At 61.1% G+C, this 22,778-nt stretch carries 16 protein-coding genes; 4 read left to right on the top strand and 12 right to left on the bottom strand.

Annotation, left to right across the window (positions count from 1 at the left end; translation table 11 throughout):
• The first annotated feature begins 57 nt into the window (after positions 1-57).
• Complete coding sequence (locus RHP74_RS07610) at positions 58-1,890, top strand: ABC transporter ATP-binding protein (RefSeq protein WP_010462056.1); 1,833 nt, start codon at positions 58-60, stop codon at positions 1,888-1,890.
• A 361-nt stretch (positions 1,891-2,251) separates the two neighbouring features.
• Complete coding sequence (aqpZ, locus tag RHP74_RS07605; RefSeq protein WP_010462058.1) at positions 2,252-2,947, top strand: aquaporin Z; 696 nt, start codon at positions 2,252-2,254, stop codon at positions 2,945-2,947.
• A gap of 15 nt (positions 2,948-2,962) precedes the next feature.
• Here the strand turns inward: aqpZ and RHP74_RS07600 are convergent, their stop codons facing one another.
• Positions 2,963-4,087 (bottom strand): GNAT family N-acetyltransferase, encoded by a 1,125-nt coding sequence (locus tag RHP74_RS07600; protein ID WP_200667902.1) that lies wholly within the window; start codon positions 4,085-4,087, stop codon positions 2,963-2,965.
• A gap of 284 nt (positions 4,088-4,371) precedes the next feature.
• Here RHP74_RS07600 and RHP74_RS07595 point away from each other — a divergent pair, with 284 nt between their 5' ends.
• On the top strand, positions 4,372-5,688 hold the full coding sequence (locus tag RHP74_RS07595; RefSeq protein WP_145308097.1) for a putative porin: 1,317 nt from the start codon (positions 4,372-4,374) through the stop codon (positions 5,686-5,688).
• Between the two features lie 133 nt (positions 5,689-5,821).
• Here the strand turns inward: RHP74_RS07595 and RHP74_RS07590 are convergent, their stop codons facing one another.
• The 5 genes from RHP74_RS07590 to aceK all read right to left on the bottom strand — a co-directional run bounded on the left by RHP74_RS07590 (position 5,822) and on the right by aceK (position 14,144).
• Entirely contained in the window at positions 5,822-6,058 is a 237-nt protein-coding gene (locus tag RHP74_RS07590) for an anti-sigma factor (RefSeq protein ID WP_010462064.1), read from the bottom strand.
• Complete coding sequence (locus RHP74_RS07585; protein ID WP_010462067.1) at positions 6,052-6,663, bottom strand: RNA polymerase sigma factor; 612 nt, start codon at positions 6,661-6,663, stop codon at positions 6,052-6,054. The genes RHP74_RS07590 and RHP74_RS07585 overlap by 7 nt, the downstream gene beginning before the upstream one ends.
• 153 nt (positions 6,664-6,816) lie before the next feature.
• Positions 6,817-7,938 (bottom strand): beta-ketoacyl-ACP synthase III, encoded by a 1,122-nt coding sequence (locus RHP74_RS07580; RefSeq protein WP_077749153.1) that lies wholly within the window; start codon positions 7,936-7,938, stop codon positions 6,817-6,819.
• A gap of 344 nt (positions 7,939-8,282) precedes the next feature.
• Positions 8,283-12,194, bottom strand: a complete 3,912-nt coding sequence (gene hrpA / locus RHP74_RS07575; protein WP_311098667.1) for an ATP-dependent RNA helicase HrpA — start codon at positions 12,192-12,194, stop codon at positions 8,283-8,285.
• Between the two features lie 231 nt (positions 12,195-12,425).
• A complete protein-coding gene (gene aceK / locus RHP74_RS07570) occupies positions 12,426-14,144 on the bottom strand; it encodes a bifunctional isocitrate dehydrogenase kinase/phosphatase (protein ID WP_311098665.1) in 1,719 nt (572 codons plus the stop codon).
• A 158-nt stretch (positions 14,145-14,302) separates the two neighbouring features.
• Here aceK and RHP74_RS07565 point away from each other — a divergent pair, with 158 nt between their 5' ends.
• Positions 14,303-15,211, top strand: coding sequence for a DMT family transporter (locus RHP74_RS07565; RefSeq protein WP_010462074.1), 909 nt, complete (start codon positions 14,303-14,305; stop codon positions 15,209-15,211).
• Between the two features lie 109 nt (positions 15,212-15,320).
• On the opposite strand, the gene RHP74_RS07560 is transcribed toward RHP74_RS07565, so the two are convergent.
• From RHP74_RS07560 to RHP74_RS07535, 6 genes are all read right to left on the bottom strand, one after another.
• Entirely contained in the window at positions 15,321-16,901 is a 1,581-nt protein-coding gene (locus RHP74_RS07560; RefSeq protein ID WP_311098662.1) for an aldehyde dehydrogenase (NADP(+)), read from the bottom strand.
• Positions 16,902-16,943: 42 nt separating this feature from the next.
• Positions 16,944-17,939 carry an AraD1 family protein gene (araD1, locus tag RHP74_RS07555; RefSeq protein ID WP_083374786.1) on the bottom strand — a complete coding sequence of 332 codons (996 nt, stop codon included), beginning with the start codon at positions 17,937-17,939 and terminating at the stop codon, positions 16,944-16,946.
• Between the two features lie 28 nt (positions 17,940-17,967).
• A complete protein-coding gene (locus RHP74_RS07550; RefSeq protein ID WP_010462080.1) occupies positions 17,968-19,143 on the bottom strand; it encodes an L-rhamnonate dehydratase in 1,176 nt (391 codons plus the stop codon).
• A gap of 313 nt (positions 19,144-19,456) precedes the next feature.
• Positions 19,457-20,461: a 4-hydroxythreonine-4-phosphate dehydrogenase PdxA gene (locus RHP74_RS07545; protein WP_083374787.1), complete on the bottom strand. Its 1,005-nt coding sequence runs from the start codon at positions 20,459-20,461 to the stop codon at positions 19,457-19,459.
• Positions 20,458-21,429 (bottom strand): amidohydrolase, encoded by a 972-nt coding sequence (locus RHP74_RS07540; protein WP_010462085.1) that lies wholly within the window; start codon positions 21,427-21,429, stop codon positions 20,458-20,460. Before RHP74_RS07540 ends, RHP74_RS07545 begins: the two co-directional genes overlap by 4 nt.
• Positions 21,422-22,762 carry an MFS transporter gene (locus RHP74_RS07535; protein WP_010462087.1) on the bottom strand — a complete coding sequence of 447 codons (1,341 nt, stop codon included), beginning with the start codon at positions 22,760-22,762 and terminating at the stop codon, positions 21,422-21,424. Before RHP74_RS07535 ends, RHP74_RS07540 begins: the two co-directional genes overlap by 8 nt.
• Positions 22,763-22,778 lie beyond the last annotated feature (16 nt).

Below are 22,778 nucleotides of genomic sequence, written 5' to 3'. Positions count from 1 at the left end.
GGCATCCGGCGCCGCTCATATCGTTTAAAGGAGAGCCCGCGCGCGGGCGGAGAACTGATGCTTTATCGCCGTTTCGAGAAACTGATCGACATATTCCGCGACGCTCCAACGGCGGCTCCGCCAGATCGGGTTCTCCCCTTCTATACCTATTACTTGAAGCAGGTCTGGCCGAGTTTCGCCGCCCTGCTGATTGTCGGCCTGTTCGCCTCCTTGATCGAAGTCGCGCTGTTCAACTACCTGAGCCGCATCATCGACCTGGCCCAAGGCACGCCGAACCCCGATTTCTTCCAGGACCACGCACTTGAACTGACCTGGATGGTGGTAGTGACCCTGGTTCTGCGACCGATTTTCTTCGGCCTGCACGACCTGCTGGTGCACCAGACGCTGAACCCTGGCATGACCAGCCTGATTCTCTGGCAGAACCACCGCTATGTCCTCAAACAGAGTCTGAACTTCTTCCAGAACGACTTCGCCGGGCGCATCGCCCAGCGCATCATGCAGACCGGCAACGCCCTGCGCGATTCCGCCGTGCAAGCGGTGGATGCCCTGTGGCATGTGCTGATCTACGCCATCAGCGCGCTGGTGCTGTTTGCCGAAGCCGACTGGCGCCTGATGATCCCGCTGACGACCTGGATCGCCGGGTTCATCGGCGCGCTTTATTACTTCGTGCCGCGGGTCAAGGACCGCTCGGTGCAATCCTCCGATGCGCGCTCCAAACTCATGGGACGGATCGTCGACGGCTACACCAACATCACCACCTTGAAGTTGTTCGCCCATACCAACCATGAACAGCAATACGCCAAGGAAGCTATCAAGGAGCAAACCGAAAAAGCCCAACTGGCCGGGCGCGTGGTCACCAGCATGGACGTGGCCATCACCAGCATGAACGGCTTGTTGATCGTCACCACCACCGGCCTGGCCCTGTGGCTGTGGACGCAGTCGCTGATCTCGGTGGGCGCGATTGCCCTGGCGACAGGCCTGGTGATCCGCATCGTCAACATGTCCGGCTGGATCATGTGGGTGGTCACCGGCATCTTCGAAAACATCGGCATGGTCCAGGACGGTTTGCGGACCATCGCCCAACCGGTCAGCATCACTGACCGCGATCAGGCCAAACCGCTGGCCGTGCCCCGAGGCGAAGTGCGTTTCGAGCACGTGGATTTTCACTACGGCAAGAAGAGCGGAATCATTGGCGACCTTAACCTGACGATCAAGCCCGGTGAGAAAATCGGCTTGATCGGGCCATCCGGTGCCGGCAAATCGACCCTGGTCAACCTGCTGCTACGCCTCTATGACGTGCAGGGCGGGCGAATCCTCATCGATGGGCAGAACATCGCCGAAGTCGGCCAGGAAAGCCTGCGCGAGCGCATCGGCATGATTACCCAGGACACCTCGTTGCTGCACCGTTCGATTCGCGACAACCTGCTTTACGGCAGACCCGATGCCACCGACGCCGAGCTGTGGGAAGCGGTGCATAAGGCGCGCGCCGATGAGTTCATTCCGTTGCTGTCGGACGCCGAAGGCCGTACCGGTTTCGATGCGCACGTGGGTGAGCGCGGGGTGAAACTCTCCGGCGGCCAGCGTCAGCGGATTGCGATTGCTCGTGTGCTGCTCAAGGACGCACCCATCCTGATCATGGACGAGGCGACCTCGGCGCTGGACTCGGAAGTCGAAGCGGCGATCCAGGAAAGCCTGGAAACCCTGATGCAGGGCAAAACCGTGATCGCCATCGCCCACCGACTCTCGACCATCGCCCGGATGGACCGGCTGGTGGTGCTGGAAAAAGGCAAGATCGCCGAAACCGGCACCCACGCCGAACTGCTGGCGCATGGTGGATTGTATGCGCGGCTGTGGCAGCACCAAACGGGTGGGTTTGTCGGTATCGACTGATATCCTGAGATCACCACCTAACCTGTGGGAGTGAGCTTTTGTGGCAAGGGAGCTTGCTCCCGCTCGGCTGCGCAGCAGTCGTAATTTCAGGCAGCCTGGTTTTTCTGACACAGTGGAGTTTTTGCCATGGGGACAGCTTCGCTGTCCAGCGGGAGCAAGCTCCCTCGCCACAAGCGCCCTCTAAATCCACAAAAAACCGCCACAGCCTGCTAACCACAGGCCCTGGCGGTTTTTTGTGGCCGCTGGAAATCCGCAGAAACCCTGCTGTACTCAGCCAAGGTTCTGGAGATGAGCCTGTCGTAAGTCTGCAGGATGCATCACGCGATACAGTCTCGATAGGTCGCCTATCAAGGACGCTCTCATGTCGCTGTTCAAACGTTCTGTCACTGAGTTGTTAGGTACGTTCTGGCTGGTATTGGGGGGTTGCGGCAGTGCGGTGCTCGCCGCCTCTTCGCCCCTCGGGATCGGGGTGCTGGGTGTGGCCATCGCGTTTGGTCTCACCGTGTTGACCATGGCCTTCGCCATCGGCCATATCTCCGGTTGCCACCTCAACCCTGCCGTCTCCGTCGGCCTGTGCGTCGGCGGTCGGTTCCCGGCGCGGGAATTGCCCGCGTACATCATCGCCCAGGTGATTGGCGCCATTATCGCCGCCGCGCTGATCTACTACATCGCCAGCGGCAAGGAAGGCTTCGACCTCTCCGCCGGCCTGGCGTCCAACGGCTACGGCGAACACTCCCCGGGCAAGTACTCGATGGCCGCGGGCTTTGTCTGTGAACTGGTGATGACTGCGATGTTCGTGCTGATCATCCTCGGTGCCACCGACAAACGCGCGCCCGCCGGGCTTGCACCGATTGCCATCGGCCTGGCCTTGACGCTGATTCACTTGATCTCGATTCCCGTCACCAACACTTCGGTCAATCCGGCCCGCAGCACCGGTCCGGCGCTGATGGTCGGTGGCTGGGCCATCGCGCAATTGTGGATGTTCTGGGTGGCACCGCTGTTGGGTGCGGTGATCGGCGGCGTGACCTATCGCTGGCTAGGCAAGGAAGGCACTTGAGGCCACGGGCGAGGATCATGCTTGCCGATAAGGCAACGCGGTCCTCGCTTCCTCGGCATAGGCCAACACCCCAAGACGCTCCTGGTGAAGGAAGTCTTTGACCGCGGCTTTCAGTCCCGGATGACGCAGATAGTGCCAGGAATGGGTGATCACCGGTTCGAACCCGCGAATCAGCTTGTGTTCGCCCTGGGCGCCGGCGTCAAAACGCTGGAAGCCATTGGCAATCGCGTAGTCCATGCCCTGGTAGAAGCAGGTCTCGAAATGCAGGCGGTCGAACTCCGCCAGGCAGCCCCAGTAACGCCCGTAAAAACTGTCGCCGCCCACCAGACTGAAGGCCATGGCCACGGGTCGTGAACCTTGCTTGGCCAGCACCACGCGAATGGCTTCGGGCATGCGCTCGGCCAACAGACTGAAAAATTCCCGCGTCAAATAGGGCCGTTGCCTACGCACTGCGTAGGTATTGGCGTAGCAGGCATAGACAAAATCCCACTGCGCCTGATCCAGTTGCTTGCCTTCCAGCCATTCGAACTCAATACCCTGCCCCGCCACTTGCTCGCGCTCTTTGCGCATCTGTTTGCGTTTGCGCGAACTGAGGACGTCGAGGAAGTCTTGAAAGTCCCGATATCCGCGATTCTGCCAGTGGTACTGACAGCCGATCCGCTGCAACCAGCCGGGTTGTTCGGCCAATGCCGCATCGGTGAAAGGGTCTGTGAAGTTGATGTGGGCGCTGGAGAGCTCTTCGATTTCAAGGTAGCCCGGCAGGCTCTTCAGTAGTTCAAAACCGTCCTCGACATTACGCGCCAGCAACCGTGGCCCACTGACCGGGCTGAACGGCACGGCGGTCAACAGCTTCGGGTAATAGTCGATGCCGGCACGCTCGCAGGCATCGGCCCAGGCGTGATCGAACACGTACTCGCCGTAGGAATGCCACTTGCGGTAACTGGGTAACGCGGCGATCAGACGCCCTTCTTCGAGGTGCAACAGATGCTCGGGCTGCCAGCCGGAATGGGGGCCGAGGCTGCCGCTTTCTTCCAGTGCACTGAGGAAGGCATGGCGTAGAAACGGCTGATTCTCCGGCACCAGGGCATCCCACGTGCGCGGACCAATATCGGACAGGCTTTCCAGACGTTGCAGCGGCATTGACACCCTCTCGACTTTTTCGCGTAACAGCCCGGCGAGTATCGCCTATCGCCCGCCATTACACATCCGTCAAAACCGCCTGACAGGGTTCTGGATCAAAAGTTCATACGGTCTTTGTATCGTCATCGAGACGCCATCACTTTGCCACCGCTCTGTAATAAACCATCGCGATACTGGCGCCAGTTTTTAGAGCGTCGGGTTCTACCCGGCCACTGTTTCCGTCCCTCAACGGTCGGTTGTGTCCCGGATGGCTCAGTCATCCCCTTACATCTTCGGAGATTGATATGCGTCTTGCTTCCACGAAAACTGCGGCGGCCCTGTGTGGCGGTCTGCTGCTGGCCATGAGTGTTCCGGCCAGTGCCGCAGTCGACGCCAAACTGCTCGACATGCTTAAGGCAAACGGCTCGATTACCAATGCGCAATACAGCGAACTGCAAGCCGAGCTGGCCAGGGATCAAAAAGATCAGCAAATCGCCCGTCAGGCTCAGCAAGAGACCAACGAGCAGATCGCGGCCACCGCGAAGAAAACCAATGAGCTGAGCACCTTCGACCAGAAATTGGCCTGGGCTGCGAAGACCCAATTCAAGGGCGACGTGCGTTTCCGTCAGGAAACGGTCAAGAACGATGGTGTCTCGAACAACCGGGACCAGGACCGTCAGCGCGTTCGTGCCCGTCTGGGTGCCTACACCGAGATCAACCCGCAAGTCGACACCGGTATCCGTATCGCCACCGGCAACAACGACGACGCGCGCTCCACCAACCAGAGCCTGGACAACTACTTCGACAAGAAGTCGATCTGGCTGGACCTGGGTTACCTCGACTACCACCCGGACGCGATCAAGAACCTGCACATCGTTGGCGGCAAGATGCCACAGCAATGGGTGAGCATGGGCGACATCATCTGGGATAGCGACATCAGCCCTGAAGGTCTGTCCGTGTCGTATAAATACCCGCTGGGCGCCAGCACCGAGGTGTTCGGTAGCGCCGGCCACTACACCCTCAAGGACAACGTCGACGGCGACGGCGTACAGTTCAAGCACGACTTGCGTCTGTACGCCGGCCAGTTGGGCGCGCGCTTCGCCCTCACCGACAACCTGAAACTGACTCTGGGTGGCAGCGTCTACGGCTACGACAACGACGACGACATCACCGCCGGCGGCACCAGCATCCCGTCCGTACTGGCCACCAACGGCAACACCCCGAACGAGCAATTCAAACTGTACGAAGGCTTTGGTCAGATCGACATCACCGGCCTGCCACTGCCGCTCTCGCTGTACGGTCAGTACGTCAACAACAAAGACGCCAGCAACGATCAGGATTCTGCCTGGCTGGCCGGTGTAAAGACCAAGTTCTATGGCTTCGCCGTGGACTACAACTACCGCGACGTGCAGCGTAACGCCGTGGTCGGCGCCTTCACCGACTCCGACTTCGCCAACGGTTTCACCGGTTCGCGTGGCAGCAAGTTGAAAGTGAGTTACGAGCTGGACAAGAACTTCGCCCTGGGCGCGACGTACTTCATGGCTAACTCTGACTACACCAACGCCAACCTCAAGGATTCGGACATCAACACTCTGCAACTGGACGCCGAAGCCAAGTTCTAAGCAGTACCGCTCCACGCCTCAGGTCATGGACGCTTGAGGCGCTTTACAGTCTGGCGTGGATGGATCGATCCCCATCATCCGTTCGATGCATCCACGCCGGCCTGCTTCTGTCCCCTGCGATAACGCCACGACTTTACGGAATGTCCTTGCGACGCTCCGCAGCGAGACGTTCGGCGAGTGCATCGACCTCCGGCACAGCCTCTTCCGGCAAGACGCGCAGCGTCTGCTGCATCAAACGCATCTGACGAATGAACCGCCGGCAATTGGGGCAGAACATTAAATGATGCCGCACCAGCAACTTCTCCCGAAAGCTCAACTGGCCATCGAGATAATCACTGGCGCGTGCCACTTGCTCCTTACAGGTCAGCATTCGCCGGTTTCCTCAAAATGCTCCACGGTCGCAAAGACCTTCAACCGTGCCCGATGCAGCAGCACGCGAACATTGGAGAGCGAGATGTCCAGAAGATTACAGATGTCTTCCAGTTCCAGTCCCTGACGCTCGCGCAACAGCAAGACGCTGCGTTGCAGTTCCGACAGGCTGAGCAATGTGTGTTCGAGGCATTCGCGCAACTCGCGTTCGGTGAGCAACGCCTCCGGGGTGTCCTGGTGCCAGGCAAACGGCGCCACAAGCCAATGGCCATCAGCGGACGAAAAACGATCATCATCAATCGTGCCATGGGGCGATGGAAGGTCATCAAGCAGCACCTCGCGACGGTTCTGCTTGTAACGGCCCTTCGCCGCATTGGCGGTGATGGTCAGCAACCAGGTCTTGAGGCTCGAACGCGCCTCGAACTTGCTCAGGTTGCGCACGACCGACAGCCACGCATCCTGCACCACTTCGTCAGCATGCCGGTTGCCGACGATCGCATAAGCGACTGCACGCATCGGGCTCTGGTAAGTGCTGACCAACTCTTTGAAGGCTTGTTGTTCACCTGCCAGCAATCGTTGCAGCAGTTGCGCGTCGTCAGCCGCCATTCACAAACCCCTTGTCCTGACCTCGAAAAATGAGTCAGCAGGGCGTCGCCGTCGGCTACGTCCTGCTGTCATTTCCGAAAACTACAGCGTCCCGACTGCTTCGGCTGTAGGAAAAACCACCGCAAATCAACGGAAATAGCGACAGCCTTTCCCTCAACGCTTGCGCAACAGCACGCTACCAATCGAGTAACCCGCGCCGAACGAACTGAGCACGGCCAGGGAACCGGCGGGCAGATCATCCTGATGTTTGTGAAACGAAATCACCGACCCGGCGGAGCTGGTGTTGGCGTAGGTGTCGAGAATCACCGGGGCTTCTTCTTCGGTGGCTTCGCGGCCCAGCAGCTTCTTCACGATCAGATGGTTCATGCTGAGGTTGGCCTGGTGCAACCAGAAACGTTTCACGTCACTGACGTTGAGCTTGTTCTCTTCCAGGTGCGTAGCGATCAGCTCGGCCACCATCGGGCAGACATCGCGGAACACCTTGCGGCCTTCCTGCACGAACAGTTTGTCCTTGGCTCCGATGCCCTCTTCCGCCGCGCGGTTGAGGAAGCCGAAGTTGTTGCGAATATTGTTGGAGAACTTGGTCAGCAGTTTGGTGCTGACGATGTCGAACTGGTACGGGGAGGTCGCCAGGTCGGCACGCTCGATGATCACCGCCGTCGCCGCGTCGCCGAAGATGAAGTGGCTGTCACGGTCGCGGAAGTTCAGGTGACCGGTGCAGACTTCCGGGTTGACCATCAGGATTGCCCGGGCCTGGCCCAGTTGCACGCTGTTGGCGGCCGCCTGGATGCCGAAGGTCGCCGAGGAGCAAGCCACGTTCATGTCGAAACCAAAGCCCTGGATACCCAGCGCTTCCTGGACTTCGATGGCGATGGCCGGGTAGGCGCGCTGCAGGTTGGAGCACGCCACAATGACGCCGTCGATGTCGGCGGCGGTCTTGCCGGCACGCTGCAAGGCTTGTTCGGCCGCGCCGATGGCCATCTGGCAAAGCACCGACCATTCGTCGTTGGAGCGCTCAGGCAGGCGCGGCGCCATGCGTTGCGGGTCGAGGATGCCATCCTTGTCCATCACAAAGCGGCTTTTGATACCGGAAGCTTTTTCGATAAACGCAGCGCTGGATTCAGTCAACGCTTCGACTTCGCCACGAGCGATGGCGTCGGCGTTATCGGCGTTGAATTGCGCGACGTAAGCGTTGAAAGACTGCACCAGCTCTTCATTGGAGATGCTGTTGGCCGGGGTGTACAGGCCGGTGCCGCTGATGACGACGTTATGCATGGTCGTTTCTCTAATCTGTTCAGGCAGAAAGCGTTGGCACCGACGTACCAACACACAAAGGGTCTGTTCCCGTCACGGAAAGCACACCTGGCATCGCTTTATTCCGTACCGCCCGAACCTTGAGAGGCTCAAAACTGCGGGACCGGCGTTTATAGGCGCGAAGTTTGCCATAAACATTGGGTTTTGGCGCCATTTTGCTCGATGACTCCCACCTGCCAGGCAATACAAAAACCTGTGGGAGCGAGCCTGCTCGTGATGGGGCCATCACCTCCAACATCTATGTCGACTGTGATGCCGCCAGCGCGAGCAGGCTCGCTCCCACAGGTATTGCACAAGTCTCGGGGTCAGGGTTCGACCTGGGTCCATTGCTTGTTCAGGCGCTTGTCGGAGATTGGCACTTTGGTCCCCAGTTGCTGGGCGAACAGCGAAACCCGGTATTCCTCCAGCCACCAGCGATAGAGCTCCAGTTGCGGATCGCGCTTGCCTTCCTGGGCGTGTTTGTTGGCGCGGGTCTGGTATTGGGCCCAGAGACCGGACAGTTCGCCACTCCAGACCCGATCCCTCTGCACCTGTGCACCAATCTTCTCGAAGCGTTGCTCGACAGCCTTCAGGTAACGCGGCAATTCCTTGAGCCACTGCATCGGCGTCTCCCGGACAAACCCCGGATACACCAGATGACTGAGCTGTTGCTTGATGTCGTTCAGGGCCACGGCTTGCGCCAGATCAATCTTGCCCTTGAAGCGTTTCTGCAGGCCGTGCCAGTGCTTGAGAATCTCCAGCGTCAACTTGGCCAGGCGCTCGGCGTGCTCAGTCCAGCCACCGCGCTTGCGCTCGGCCAACGAGGCCAGCCCGGCGCCATCCCGTGGCAACGGGTCTTCGCCCTCGAGAATGCAACTGTCGAGGCTGGCCAGCAGAATGTCTTCCACCAGCGCATCAATGCGCCCCAGTTCACGGTACATCAGCCCCAGCTCGGTCAGCCCCGGCAGCTTGCCGCGCAGGAACTTCGCCGGCTCGGCCAACTGCTGCATCAGCAATCGCTGCAAGGCGCGGCGATGCTGGAACTCGGCTTCGGCGGGGGTCGAAAAACGCCCTTCCTTGACTGTCCCGCTCTCTTCCACCAGCGCCGGATACACCGTCATCGACAACCCGGCGATCTTCTGCTGGGTTTTCTCGGCGACGGCGGCAAAGACTTTCGGTTCCACCGGCTGTTGGTTTTTCGCGGTTTTCGGCACGGCCAACGCGGCTTGGCTGGCTTCGGCAAAGCGTGCGGTCAACTCGGCCAGATCTCGCCCTTCGCCGAGGAACTTGCCCTGGCCGTCGACGATTTCCAGGTTCATCCGCAGATGACTGTCGACTTGCTGTGAAGCTTCCGCCCACGCCTCATCGCTGACCCGCGCGCCCGTCATGCGCAGCAGCTCGCGGCCCAACGCCTGCGGCAACGAGCCCTCGGCGAAGGTCATGCGCTGCAACGCGGCTTTGACGAAGTCCGGCACCGGCACGAAATTCTTGCGCAGGGCCTTGGGCAGGTTGCGCACCAGCGCGATGCACTTGGCCTCGATCACGCCCGGCACCAGCCATTCCAGACGTTCCGGCGGCAGCATCGGCAACAGCGGCGCCGGCACACGCAGGGTCACGCCATCGCGGGGGTGGTTCGGTTCGAAGTGGTAACTCAGGGCCAGTTCCAGATCGCCGATGTGCAAGGTGTCCGGGTAATGCAGGGCGGTGACTTCGCTGGCCTCACGGGCCAGCACGTCTTCTTCGCGCATGATCAGCAGCTGCGGGTCTTTCTGGCTGTTGACCCGGTACCAGCTGTCGAACGTTGCGGTCTGGTGGATCTCCGCCGGCAATCGCGCATCGTAGAAAGCGAACAGGGTTTCTTCGTCAGCGAGAATGTCGCGACGCCGAGCCTTGGCTTCCAGCTCGTCGAGTTGTTCCAGCAGTTGCGCATTGGCCGTCAGGCACTTGGCCTTGGATTGAATCTCGCCGCGTACCAGGCCTTCGCGAATGAAGAACTCACGAGAAACCACGGGATCGATCGGCCCGTAATGCACCGGCCGGCGACCCACCACGATCAGCCCGAACAGCGTGATCTGCTCGAAGGCCACGACCTGGCCACGCTTTTTCTCCCAGTGCGGTTCGAAGTGGTTTTTCTTGATCAGGTGCCCGGCCAGCGGCTCGATCCAGTCCGAGTCGATCTTGGCCACCATCCGCGCATAGAGCTTGGTGGTTTCTACCAGTTCGGCGGTCATCAGCCATTGCGGGCGCTTCTTGCCCAACCCGGAGGATGGGTGAATCCAGAAACGCCGCTGACGGGCGCCGAGGTAATCGCCCTCATCGGTTTTCTGGCCGATCTGGCTGAGCAGGCCCGAGAGCACGGCTTTGTGCAGCTTCGGGTAATCCGCCGGCTCTTTGTTCAGGCTCAACTGCATGTCGCGGCAGATCAGGCTCAACTGACGGTGCGAGTCGCGCCATTCGCGCAGACGCAGGTAATTCAGGAAGTTCTTGCGGCACCAATTGCGCAGCGGGCTGGCGGTCAGGGCCTGACGCTGTTCTTCAAAACCACGCCACAGATTGACCAGCCCGGCGAAATCCGAATCCACGTCTTTCCACTGTGCGTGGGCTTGATCCGCCGCTTGCTGGCGCTCCGGCGGACGCTCGCGCGGGTCCTGGATCGACATGGCGCTGGCGACGATCAACACTTCCTGCAAGCTGCCGAGTTTCGCCGCTTCCAGCAGCATGCGGCCCATGCGCGGGTCCACCGGCAGGCGCGCCAACTGGCGACCGAGCGGGGTCAGCTGGCTGTTGCGGTCCACGGCCGAGAGTTCTTGCAGCAGGTTGAAACCGTCGCTGATCGCCTTGCCATCCGGCGGTTCGATAAACGGGAAGTCGGTGATCTCGCCGAGGCGCAAGTGCAGCATCTGCAAAATCACGGCGGCGAGGTTGGTGCGCAGAATTTCCGGGTCGGTAAATTCAGGGCGACCGATGAAGTCGTCTTCGCCATAGAGGCGAATGCAAATACCCGGCTCGACCCGACCGCATCGACCTTTACGCTGGTTGGCGCTGGCCTGGGAAATGGCTTCGATGGGCAGACGCTGAACCTTGGCGCGGTAGCTGTAACGGCTGATGCGCGCGGTGCCGCTGTCGATCACGTAACGGATGCCCGGCACCGTCAGCGAAGTTTCCGCGACGTTGGTCGCCAGCACCACGCGACGGCCAGGGTGCGACTGGAAAATCCGCTGCTGTTCGGCCGGCGACAAGCGCGCGTACAGCGGCAGAATCTCGGTGTGCTTGAGCTGGGCCTTGCGCAGCATGTCGGCGGCGTCGCGAATCTCGCGCTCGCCGGGCAGGAACACCAACACGTCGCCGGGGCTCTTGCGCTCGCTACGTTCGAACGCGGCAATTTCGTCGAGGGTGGCGAGGATCGCCTGATCCACGGTCAAGTCGTCCTCGACGCGGTTGCCCTCCTCGTCCTGCTCAAGCGTCAGCGGGCGATACCAGGTTTCAACCGGGAAAGTCCGGCCCGAAACTTCAACGATGGGTGCGTCATCGAAATGCCTGGAGAAGCGTTCCAGGTCGATGGTCGCCGAGGTGATGATGACTTTCAGGTCCGGGCGACGCGGCAGCAGGGTTTTCAGGTAACCGAGCAGGAAGTCGATGTTGAGGCTGCGTTCGTGGGCTTCGTCGACGATGATCGTGTCGTAGCGTTCGAGGTAACGGTCGTTCTGGGTTTCCGCCAGCAGGATGCCGTCGGTCATCAATTTGATCAGGGTGTTGGAGTCGCTCTGATCCTCGAACCGCACCTGATAGCCGACCAGCGCGCCCAATGGCGTCGCCAGTTCTTCGGCAACCCGGCTGGCCACGCTGCGCGCAGCGATTCGACGCGGTTGGGTGTGGCCGATCAAGCCATGCTGGCCGCGGCCGATTTCCAGGCAGATCTTCGGCAACTGGGTGGTTTTACCCGAGCCGGTTTCGCCGGCGATGATCAGCACCTGATGCTTGAGCAGCGCTTCCTTGATTTCGTCGCGCTTGGCGGCGATCGGCAAACTGTCGTCGTAACGAATCACCGGCAGGCTGGCACGCCGCGCCAGCACCTGGTCACAGGACGCCTGCATGCGCGTCACCCACTGGGCCAGCTTGGCCTCGTCAGGTTTCTTGCGCAGCTCAAGCAACTGCCGCCGCAGCCGGTGGCGGTCGGCGAGCATGGCGTGATCGAGGTTTTTCAGCAGTTTGTCGATGGAAGGCGATTCGTCAGTCATCAGGTACGCAAAAGTCGTCTAGTGGCGCAGGGGCCGGATTGTCGCAGATTTGGAGGCTCGGCGACGAATTCAACCTGCCTTTGTGGCGAGGGAGCTTGCTCCCGCTCGGCTGCGCGGCAGTCGTAATCCGGTCATCGAGATTTGTCTGAAGCTGCGCGGTGGATGGTTTTTGGGTCGCTTCGCGACCCAGCGGGAGCAAGCTCCCTCGCCACAAGGGGTTCACTCAGGGGGTTATTCGTTATCCAGGCCTTTGCGGCGATACGGGAATACGTCGATGATTTTGCCGGCACGAATGGCTTCCTGCAGGCTTTTCCAGTAATCGGCGTTGTATAGCTCGCCATGCAACTGGTCAAACAGCTTCCTTTGCCCGGAATCGGCAAACAGGAACGGCGGAAACTCCTCGGGAAACACATCCAGCGGCCCGATCGAATACCACGGCTCGGAGGCCATCTCGTCTTCCGGCGTACGCGGTTGCGGGATGTGACGGAAGTTGGCTTCGGTCAGGAAACAAATTTCGTCATAGTCATAAAACACCACCCGCCCGTGCCGGGTGACGCCGAAGTTCTTCAACAGCATGTCGCCGGGAAAGATGTTCGCCGCCGCCAGTTGCTTGATCGCCAGCCCGTAATCTTCCAGGGCCTCGTGGACCTGCGCCTCGTTGGCGTTTTCCAGGTACAGGTTCAGCGGCGTCATCCGCCGCTCGGTCCAGCAGTGACGGATCAGCACGGTGTCGCCTTCCACCGACACCGTGGACGCCGCCACCTCAAGCAGCTCTTCCAGGCACGCCGGGTCGAACTTGCTCAATGGGAAGCGAAAATCGGCGAACTCCTGGGTATCGGCCATGCGTCCGACGCGGTCGACGCTTTTCACCAAACGGTATTTTTCGATCACCGTGGCACGGTCGACGTTTTTCGACGGCGAGAAACGGTCCTTGATGATTTTGAACACGGTGTTGAAACCCGGCAGGGTAAACACGCTCATCACCATGCCTCGCACGCCGGGGGCCATGATGAATTGGTCGTCGGTGTTGGCCAGGTGATTGATCAGCGCCCGGTAGAACTCGGACTTGCCGTGTTTGTAGAAGCCGATCGAGGTGTACAACTCGGCGACGTGCTTGCCCGGCAGGATGCGCTTGAGGAAGCCGATGAACTCCGCCGGCACCGGCACATCCACCATGAAATACGAACGGGTGAACGAGAAAATGATCGACACATCGGCTTCGTCGGTAATCAGCGCATCGATCTGAATCCCGCGGCCTTCACGGTGCAGCAGCGGAATCACCAGCGGCCATTGTTCGTCCCGGGTATAGATGCGCCCCACCAGGTACGCGCCTTTGTTGCGGTAGAGCACCGAGGAGAACAGCTCGACGCTCAGTTCAGGGTCCTTGCACACCCAATCCGGCAGGTTCTCACGCAGTTGGGCTTCGAGGCGGTGCAGGTCGCCGGCCAGGTCGGCGTAATCCTCGCTGAAGCTGTAATCGGCAAAAATGCTCGCGAGCATGCCGGACAACTGGCCCTGGGGCTTATAGGTTCGGGTTTGCGCGGCGCGGGCCCGGCGCAGGCTGGGCCGGGTGGTGTGGATAAACATGCAGCCGTCGCTGATCAGGTCATGGCTGAACAGCCCGCAGAAAATCGAGTTGTACCAGGTCTCGGACAGTTCATCATCGAAACGCAGGTCGATCAGCGTGATGTAAGCGCTTTTGACCAGAGGCCAGCAACTGACGTCCAGCGTGTCGCTGTCAAACGCGACGCGCAGCCGTTCCACGGTTTCGCTGACTTTTTCTTCGTACAGATTGATCCGCGCAGCCGAGGCGACCTGCGCCTCCTGCCACTTGGCCTGCTCGAAGCGGGCCCGGGCGCCGTCGGTGATCTGGCGGAAATGCTCGCGGTAATCGTCAAAGCCATCGAGGATCATTCGGGCGATGTCGGCGGCTGGCCATTGCTGCGGCATGGGTGAGACCTCTGCGGGAATTCGTGAGCCCTGAGCTTAGCCAGTGAACCGGGTGCAGGAGAAGCGTAATTTTCGGCTCGAGTTAAATGCTCGTTTTTCGGTTGCCATGGATAAGGCGCTCGGCAACACTCTCGTCCCCATCAAGGAAGGAGTGCACCGTGAGTCCTGTCGATATTTTCCGATTGCTGTCGCTGGCCGCGATCTGGGGCGCGAGCTTTCTGTTCATGCGCATCATCGCCCCGGTGATTGGCACAATCCCCACGGCCTTTTTCCGCGTGTCGATTGCCGCCGTCGGCTTGCTGGTGATCCTCGGCCTGATGCGCATCAGCTGGGACTTCAAAGGCAAGCTCAAGACGGTGATGCTGCTCGGGGTGATCAACTCCGGGATTCCGGCGACCCTCTATTCCGTGGCCGCCCAAGTGCTGCCGGCCGGTTACTCAGCGATCTTCAACGCCACCACGCCGCTGATGGGCGTGTTGATCGGCGGCCTGTTCTTCCATGAAAAACTCACCGCGGCCAAGCTTGGCGGGGTGTTCCTCGGGCTGTTTGGCGTGGGCGTCCTGACCCGTGCCGGTCCGGTGGCGTTCGACATGGAATTGTTGATGGGCGCCGCCGCCTGCCTGCTCGCCACCACCTGTTATGGCTTTGCCGGGTTCCTGGCCCGCCGCTGGCTTGACCACGCCGGCGGTCTCGACAGCCGTCTTTCAGCGCTGGGCAGCATGCTCGGGGCGACGCTGTTCCTGTTGCCGTTGTTCGGCTACAGCGTGATCAGCCAGCCACCGGCAAGCTGGGGCGGCTGGAACGTCTGGTTGTCGTTGCTTGGATTGGGACTGATGTGTACCGCCCTGGCGTACATCATTTACTTCCGCCTGCTCAGCTCGATCGGGCCGGTGAGGTCGATGACCACGACCTTCCTGATCCCGCCGTTCGGGGTGTTGTGGGGGGCGCTGTTGCTGGATGAGCCGTTGTCGATGGCGCATATCTATGGCGGAGTGTTGATTGCGGCGGCGTTGTGGCTGGTGTTGAAGCCGGCGGTGGTGAAAGTGGCTGAGGTGACTGCCAAGTAGTTTGGCGGTGTGGCTGATGACGCCTTCGCGAGCAGGCTCGCTCCCACAGGATTTTGTGTTCACCACAAATCCAATGTGGGAGCGAGCCTGCTCGTGAAGGCGGTAGAGACTACAACGCTGCCTGACTCACCTCCCCATCCACCAACCGCCGAATCCCCAGCGGATTGGCGTTCTGCAACGCCTCGGGCAACAACGCATCCGGGTAGTTCTGGAAGCACACCGGCCGCAGGAACCGGTCAATCGCCAAGGTGCCAACCGATGTGCCGCGCGAATCAGACGTCGCCGGATACGGCCCGCCATGCATCATCGCCTCACACACCTCGACCCCGGTCGGGTAGCCATTGAGCAGAATCCGCCCGACCTTTTCCTGCAGCAACTCCGCCAGCCAACGGTACTCCAGCAACTCGTCCGTCTCGCCAATCAGCGTCGCCGTCAATTGCCCGCGCAGACCGTGCAACGCTGCCGCCAGCTGCGCTCGGTCCTCAAGCTCGATGACGATGGTGGTCGGTCCGAACACCTCCTCCTGAAGCAGCTCATCGCCCTTGAGCAACAGACTGACGTCAGCCTTGAACACCTGCGGTTGTGCCTGATTGCCCTGTTGCGGCTTGCCCGCCAAGTGCGTCAGCCCCGGATGTTCGTGCAACTCGCCAAGGCCTCGGCTGTAACTGACCAGCGCGCCGGCATTGAGCATGGTCTGGGCCGGTTGCTGGTTCATGCTGGCGCAAAACGTTTCCAGGAACTGGCTGAACTGCGGCGAACGCAAACCGATGACCAGGCCCGGGTTGGTGCAGAACTGCCCGCAGCCCAGGGTCACCGAACCGGCCAGTTGCGCAGCGATTTGCTCACCGCGAACCTTGAGCGCTTCGGGCAGCAGGAACACCGGGTTGATGCTCGACATTTCGGCAAACACCGGAATCGGCTGTGGCCGGGTCGCGGCCATGTGGCTCAAGGCATTGCCGCCCTTGAGCGAACCGGTGAAGCCCACCGCTTGAATCGCCGGATGCTTGACCAGCCATTCACCGACACCCCCGCCATAAATCATGTTGAAGACGCCGGCCGGCATTTCGGTGCGCTCGGCGGCGCGGATGATCGCGTCCGCGACCCACTCGGCCGTCGCCATGTGCCCGCTGTGCGCCTTGAACACCACCGGGCAACCGGCGGCCAGCGCCGAAGAGGTATCGCCACCGGCGGTTGAAAATGCCAACGGAAAGTTGCTGGCACCGAACACGGCGACAGGCCCCAGGCCGATGCGGTACTGACGCAGGTCCGGACGTGGCAACGGCTGGCGATCCGGCAGTGCCCGATCAATGCGAGCGCCGTAGAAATCGCCGCGACGCAGGACCTTGGCAAACAAGCGCATCTGGCCGCTGGTGCGCCCGCGCTCACCCTGGATACGCCCGGCCGGCAACGCGGTTTCGCGGCACACAGTGGCGACGAAGTCATCGCCCAGGGCGTCGATTTCATCAGCGATAGCGTCGAGGAACTGAGCGCGTTTCTCCGCGCTGAGGTTGCGGTAAACCGGGTAGGCAGCGGCCGCAGCGCTGGCTGCCGCGTCCACTTCCGCTTCAGTGGCCTGGAAAAAACGGCCCGGCAGCGCTTCGCCCGTCGTGGCATCGAGGCTTTGCAGCTGTTGCGTACCGTTGGCGCTGCGGCGACCGCCGATGTAGTTGTGTCCGAGTAGCGTGGTCATGAGTGATCCCTTGACCGGCCGACAACGCCGGTGATTGAAGACTTAAAGCGTGCGCACCTGGCCGATGGCCAACGGCTGGGCACTTTCGCCGATGCCGTTTTCCAGGGGCGCGCCGAACTCATCGAGGCTGATCTGGAAGCGATCGCCCGGCTGGGTTTTTATCCCGTCGGCAAACGACAACGTTGCGGTGCCGAAGTAATGCACGTGGACATCGCCGGGACGCAAAAACTGCGCGTATTTGAAGTGGTGGAATTCGAGGTTGGCGAGGCTGTGGCACATGTTGTCTTCGCCGCTGAGAAACTCCTTTTCCCAGATCGTTTCGCCGTTGCGCTTGATCCGACTGGTGCCTGCAAGGTGCTTGGGCAACTCGCCGACGCGCAGCTCCGGACCGTAGGCGCAGAAGCGCAGTTTCGAATGGGCGAGATACAGGTAATTGCGCCGCTCCATCACATGGTCGGAGAACTCGTTGCCCAAGGCATAACCGACGCGGTACGGCTGGCCGTCGTCGCCGATCACGTAGAGGCCGGTCAGCTCGGGTTCCTCGCCGGCGTCTTCGGCAAACGGCGGCACCGGGAAATCCGCGCCGGGGCGTACGACGATGCTGCCATCACCTTTGTAGAACCATTCCGGTTGCGCGCCGACCTGCCCGGCCGCCGGTTTACCACCCTCCAGGCCCCATTTGAAAATGCGCATGGTGTCGGTCATGCCGGCTTCGACCGCGCCCTCCTGCTGGTGCATTTTGTCCCGCGCCGAGGCGCTGCCCAAATGGGTCAGTCCGGTGCCGCTGATCAGGCAATGGGCCGGGTCTTCGTGGTCCAGCGGTGGCAGGACTTTGCCCTGCTGCAACAGCTGGGCGTAATCCGGTCCCGGTTCGGTGCCGCGCAGTGCGACCTCTTCTTGCAGGCTGCGTTGGGCACGAATCGCCGCGAGGGCCAGTTCATGGGTGCTACGGGTGCCTTGCAGCACCTTTACCTGCGAGCCCTCGACGAGACCCACCTGGCGTTCACCGGCAGTGTTTTCAAATTGAATCAGGCGCATGACGGCCTCCAGAAAATTGGGATTTGGATCACTCGATGATGTTGAAGTCACTCAAGTACTCATCGGAGATTTCCAGGCCCAGGCCGGGCTTGTCATCGTCGAGCTGGATGTAGCCGTTGACCGGTTGCGGCTCGCCCTTGAACACGTAGTAGAAGAGTTCGTTGCCGACCTCGACGTCGAACACCGGGAAGAACTCGGCCATCGGCGAGGCGGTGGTGGACATGGTCAGGTGGTAGTTGTGCATCTGCCCGGCGTGCGGGATCACCGGCACCGACCAGGCTTCGGCCATGGCGTTGATCTTGCGCGCTGCGGTGATACCGCCCACGCGGTTGGTGTCGTACTGGATCACGTCGACGGCACGGCGTTCCAGCAGGTCTTTGAAGCCGTAGGAGGTGAACTCATGCTCGCCGCCGGAGATTGGCATGATCCCCATTTTCTTCAGCTCGATGTAGCCTTCGATGTCGTCGGCAATCACCGGCTCTTCCAGCCAGCGTGGTTCGAATTCAGCAAGTTTGGGCAGCATGCGGCGGGCGTATTCCAGGGTCCAGCCCATGTAGCACTCGAGCATGATGTCGATGTCGGGACCGGCCAGGTTACGCAGGGCACGCACTTGCTCGATGTTCTTGCGCATGCCCGCCGGGCCGTCTTTCGGGCCGTAGCCGAAACGCATTTTCAGCGCGGTGAAACCCTGGTTCAGATAGCCCTGGGCCTCTTCGAGGAACAGGTCGAGGTTGTCATTGGCGTAGAGCTTGGAGGCGTAGGTCCAGATCTTTTCCTTGGTGCGACCGCCGAGCAGTTTGAACACCGGTTTGTTCACGGCTTTGCCCATGATGTCCCAGATCGCGATGTCGATCGCCGAGATCGCCGCCATGCCGATGCCTTTGCGGCCCCAGGCGTGGCTCTGGCGGTACATCTTCTGCCAGATGTATTCGTTGTCGAACGGGTCTTCACCAATGGCAATCGGCGCCAGGTAGGTGTCGATGATTTCCTTGGCCACACGCGGCGCCAGGGCGCAGTTACCGATGCCGACGAGGCCGGTATCGGTCTCGACTTCCACCACCAGCCAGCCATGGAAACGGAACGAGCCCATGGCGTCGCCACGTTCGAACAGGATGTCGCTGGCGTTGGTGCAGAAGTGTGCTTGAGGCGGAACGACTTTGCCTTTCCACTCAAAAACGCGGGTACGGATGGCTTTGATTTTCATGAATACAGTTCCTTGCGCTGCCGGCTTTTTGTAGTTGTCGGGTCGCTGCACAAAACCGCGCGGGGGGCGGGTTCCGGCATTCGATGGAGCGACTTTAGCCAGCGCTCGGGGGTGCGGATAATCACTTATGCGTATCCGGCGATAACCTGCGGTGATAGGAAAAACCGAATAGTGAGTGGATAGGGTTATCAGCCACACACAAAACAAATGTGGGAGCGAGCCTGCTCGCGAAAGCGGTAGTGCAGCCACCTTTTTAGTGACTGTCAGACCGCTATCGCGAGCAGGCTCGCTCCAACAGTGGATCAGTGTTGTGTCAGTAGTTGTTGGTGCCCATTCGGCAGGCGATTTCGAAGGCCTGACGAATCGCGCCGACGTTGGCCTTGCCCTGCCCCGCGATGTCGAAGGCGGTGCCGTGGGCCGGCGTGGTAATCGGGATCGGCAAGCCACCCTGCACCGTCACGCCTCGGGAGAAGCCCATCAACTTGATCGCGATCTGCCCCTGGTCGTGATACATCGTCACCACCGCGTCAAAGGCACTGGCATCGCCCTGGACCTTGAGGAAAATCGTGTCCGCCGGGTATGGCCCTTCGGCCGCAATCCCCAGCGCCTGGGCCGAACGAACCGCCGGGCCGATGATGTCCAGTTCTTCGCGTCCGAACGAGCCGTTGTCGCCGTTGTGCGGGTTCAGCCCACACACGCCAATGCGCGGTTTTTCCAGGCCGTTGCGCTTGAGCGCGGTGTCGATCAACTGGATCGCTTCCACTACCCGCGTCTGGGTCAGCATGCCTGGCACTTGCGCTAATGCCACGTGGGAGGTCACGCGGGAGGTCCAGAGGTTGTCGAGCACGTTGAATTCACAGAACGGCCCGTGGAAATCCAGCAGCTCGGCGAACCAGTGCAGCTCATCGCTGTGGGCCATCCCGGCCATGTGCAGCGAGGTCTTGTTCAACGGCCCGAACAACACCGCGTCGGTGGTCCCGGCCTCGGTCAGGCGCAGGGCTTGTTCCAGCGTGTCGAGGCTGTAGCGACCGCCGATGACACTGGCTTCACTGCGTGGAAATTCACCGACGGTGTCTCCGCGAAAGTCATAGAACAGCGGCGTGTCATCACCAAATTCCAACTGATCCAGCGACTCGACGCGACGGTAAGGAAACTCCGTCCCGGCGATGCGCATGCCGCGACGCATTTCGGCCTCGTCGGCGATCAGGATCACATTGGCCTGGCTGCGCACTTCAGGCTCCGCAAGCAGGCGTGCGATCAGTTCCGGGCCGATGCCTGCCGGGTCCCCCAGCACCATCGCGATGGTTGTTTTGTTCATGCTTCACTCCTCAAGGGTTCAGGCCATTGGCGGTCAACGGCGCAAGGCTCGCAGCGATAAACCCGCTGCGCGTTGCTGTAGAACAGTCGCTCCTGATCGGCGCTCGGCAGATCAGCAACGATGGATTTGAAACCGCTGTAGATGTCGTCGAACGAGCCGCACAGGCTGTCCACCGGGAAGTTGCTGGCGAACATCGCCCGGTCAGTGCCGAACATGGCGATCACTTCACGCACGATCCAGGCGTTGTCCTTGGCGCGCCATGCCTGGCCCCTCTGGCCAAGGCCGGAAATCTTCACCTGCACATTTGGCCATTTGGCCAGCCGAGCCATCGCCAGGCGCCAACCGGCCAGGCCTTCGGCGCTGCGGTCATTGGGCAACCCTGCGTGGTTGAGAATCAACGTAGTGCCGGGAAAGTCCCGAGCCAGCCGTTCGGCTTCGTGCAGGTTCCACCAGGGGGTCTGCAAATCGAAGTGCAACCCCAGCCCTTCGAGGGCGGCAAAACTGCGCCGCCAGTGTTCGTCGCTCATCAGGCTGCGCACATGACCAACCTGCGCCGGTGAAGTCGCTCCACCCGGTTTGTGACGCACGCTGCGCACGCATTTGAAACTCGCTTGTTCGGTCAGTACCGCGAGGGCGTCCGGGTGGTCGAGCCAGGCCTGCGCCACGACCGCATTGGGTACGCCGTAACGGGCCGTCAGACTTTCGATAAAAACGGTTTCGCCAATCGGGTCTTGCGGGTCCCATTCGGTCTCGACGTACACCGTTTGCACCACACGGTGCGGGCCGGCGTCAGCGAAATAGTCCTCAGGAAAATAGCGCCGTTTAATCGCGCTGTAGTCGCCGTAGCGGAACGGGATATTGGCTTCGGGCGCCAGCCACGGATGGTCATTGATCGTCGGGTCCCAGAAGTGATGATGGGCATCGATGATCGGACCGTTCCATGCTTCGCCAGATAAGTGTTCAGCCATGGCGCACCTCGTCGAGACTGATGAACAACGTCGCCAGCACAAAGACTGCCGAGCACACGGCAAAGAACCCCAGCACCGGCGCAAAACCTCCGGTCATTTGCACAATGATGCCCACCAGGATCGGCACCGCGATCCCGCCGGTGCTGCCGGCCATGTTCATCACGCCGCCGATCAACCCGACCCGCGCCGGTGCCGCCAGCAATGCCGGGAAGCTCCAGTAGAGGCTGCCCCACATCAGGAAAAACGCGGTCATGGCCAACAACGCCACGGCGGCAAACGGATTGCTCAGCGTCGGCAACAACAGAAAGGCGCCGAGGGCGACCACACCGGAAAACGCCAGCAGGCTCTTGACCGCCACGCCACGGCTGACACCCTTGCGGATCAGCCCGTCGCAGAGAAAACCACCGGTCAACGAACCCAGGGCCCCGCACACGAAAATCACGAAGGTGGCCGCGCCGATGCCTTTGATATCGAAGCCGCGAGCCTGGGCCAGATAGCTCGGGCCCCAGGTCAGCAAACCGAAATACACCATCGCCCAACTGGCACGGCCGATCAGCAAGCCGCTCAGGGAACGGGCCGCGATGCCCAGGCCTTTGACCGGCACACGGGCGGCTTCGGCAGCCGGCGTCGCGCGCCCGGCGTTGATCTTCTCCAGTTCTTCGGCATTCACTTGCGGGTGAGTAGCCGGGTCATCGCGCAGATAACGCCGCGCCAGCCAGGCCAGCACCAGGGTCGCGATACCGGCAATCACGAAGGCCAGGCGCCACGAATCCAGGGATGCAATCAGGTAAGCAATGATCAGCCCGCCCAGCGCCACGCCCAACGGGCTGCCGCTGTCCATCAGCACCGCGCCGCGACTGCGTTCGCTCGGCGCCAGCCACAGGGAAATCAGCTTGCCACCGGACGGGAACAACGGCGCTTCGGCGGCCCCGAGTGCAACGCGGGCGAACAGCAATGACAAGCCGCCGGTCGCAAACGCCGCCAACACTTGAAAAGTGCCCCACAACCCGGTGGACCAACTGATGACCCGATGCGGGCCGAAGCGATCGATCAGCCAGCCACCGGGAATCTGCAACAGCGCATACGCCCAGAAGAAGCTGCTGAGGATCAGCCCTTGCATGCTTGGCGACAGGGAAAATTCATGGGCAATGGTCGGCATGGCGATCGACAGCGAGACCCGGTCGATCAGGTTGACCATGGTCAGCGCGAAGACGATCGCAAAGATCCGCCAGCGCACGCTGCTCGCTTTGGTGGTGCCGGCCAGGGGTGTGGCCGCGTTGATCGGTTGGGCAGCTGCGCCAGGCAGATGCAGGGAAGCACTGGGACGAGCCATGGTGCGTACCTCGTTT

This window comes from Pseudomonas sp. SG20052 (assembly GCF_031766055.1).
GTDB classification, from domain to species: Bacteria; Pseudomonadota; Gammaproteobacteria; order Pseudomonadales; family Pseudomonadaceae; genus Aquipseudomonas; species Aquipseudomonas mandelii.
Note: the sequence above shows the minus strand (reverse complement) of the source record. Positions and strands in the feature narration are given on the sequence as shown.

Coding starts and splice junctions, on each gene's coding strand:
- RHP74_RS07585 (WP_010462067.1), bottom strand. CDS start 6,663: ATGGCGGCTGACGACGCGCAACTGCTGCAACGATTGCTGGCAGGTGAA.
- aceK (WP_311098665.1), bottom strand. CDS start 14,144: ATGCCGCAGCAATGGCCAGCCGCCGACATCGCCCGAATGATCCTCGAT.
- araD1 (WP_083374786.1), bottom strand. CDS start 17,939: ATGCGCCTGATTCAATTTGAAAACACTGCCGGTGAACGCCAGGTGGGT.
- RHP74_RS07600 (WP_200667902.1), bottom strand. CDS start 4,087: ATGCCGCTGCAACGTCTGGAAAGCCTGTCCGATATTGGTCCGCGCACG.
- RHP74_RS07550 (WP_010462080.1), bottom strand. CDS start 19,143: ATGAAAATCAAAGCCATCCGTACCCGCGTTTTTGAGTGGAAAGGCAAA.
- RHP74_RS07540 (WP_010462085.1), bottom strand. CDS start 21,429: ATGGCTGAACACTTATCTGGCGAAGCATGGAACGGTCCGATCATCGAT.
- RHP74_RS07580 (WP_077749153.1), bottom strand. CDS start 7,938: ATGCATAACGTCGTCATCAGCGGCACCGGCCTGTACACCCCGGCCAAC.
- aqpZ (WP_010462058.1), top strand. CDS start 2,252: ATGTCGCTGTTCAAACGTTCTGTCACTGAGTTGTTAGGTACGTTCTGG.
- RHP74_RS07590 (WP_010462064.1), bottom strand. CDS start 6,058: ATGCTGACCTGTAAGGAGCAAGTGGCACGCGCCAGTGATTATCTCGAT.
- RHP74_RS07535 (WP_010462087.1), bottom strand. CDS start 22,762: ATGGCTCGTCCCAGTGCTTCCCTGCATCTGCCTGGCGCAGCTGCCCAA.
- RHP74_RS07610 (WP_010462056.1), top strand. CDS start 58: ATGCTTTATCGCCGTTTCGAGAAACTGATCGACATATTCCGCGACGCT.
- RHP74_RS07545 (WP_083374787.1), bottom strand. CDS start 20,461: ATGAACAAAACAACCATCGCGATGGTGCTGGGGGACCCGGCAGGCATC.
- hrpA (WP_311098667.1), bottom strand. CDS start 12,194: ATGACTGACGAATCGCCTTCCATCGACAAACTGCTGAAAAACCTCGAT.
- RHP74_RS07560 (WP_311098662.1), bottom strand. CDS start 16,901: ATGACCACGCTACTCGGACACAACTACATCGGCGGTCGCCGCAGCGCC.
- RHP74_RS07595 (WP_145308097.1), top strand. CDS start 4,372: ATGCGTCTTGCTTCCACGAAAACTGCGGCGGCCCTGTGTGGCGGTCTG.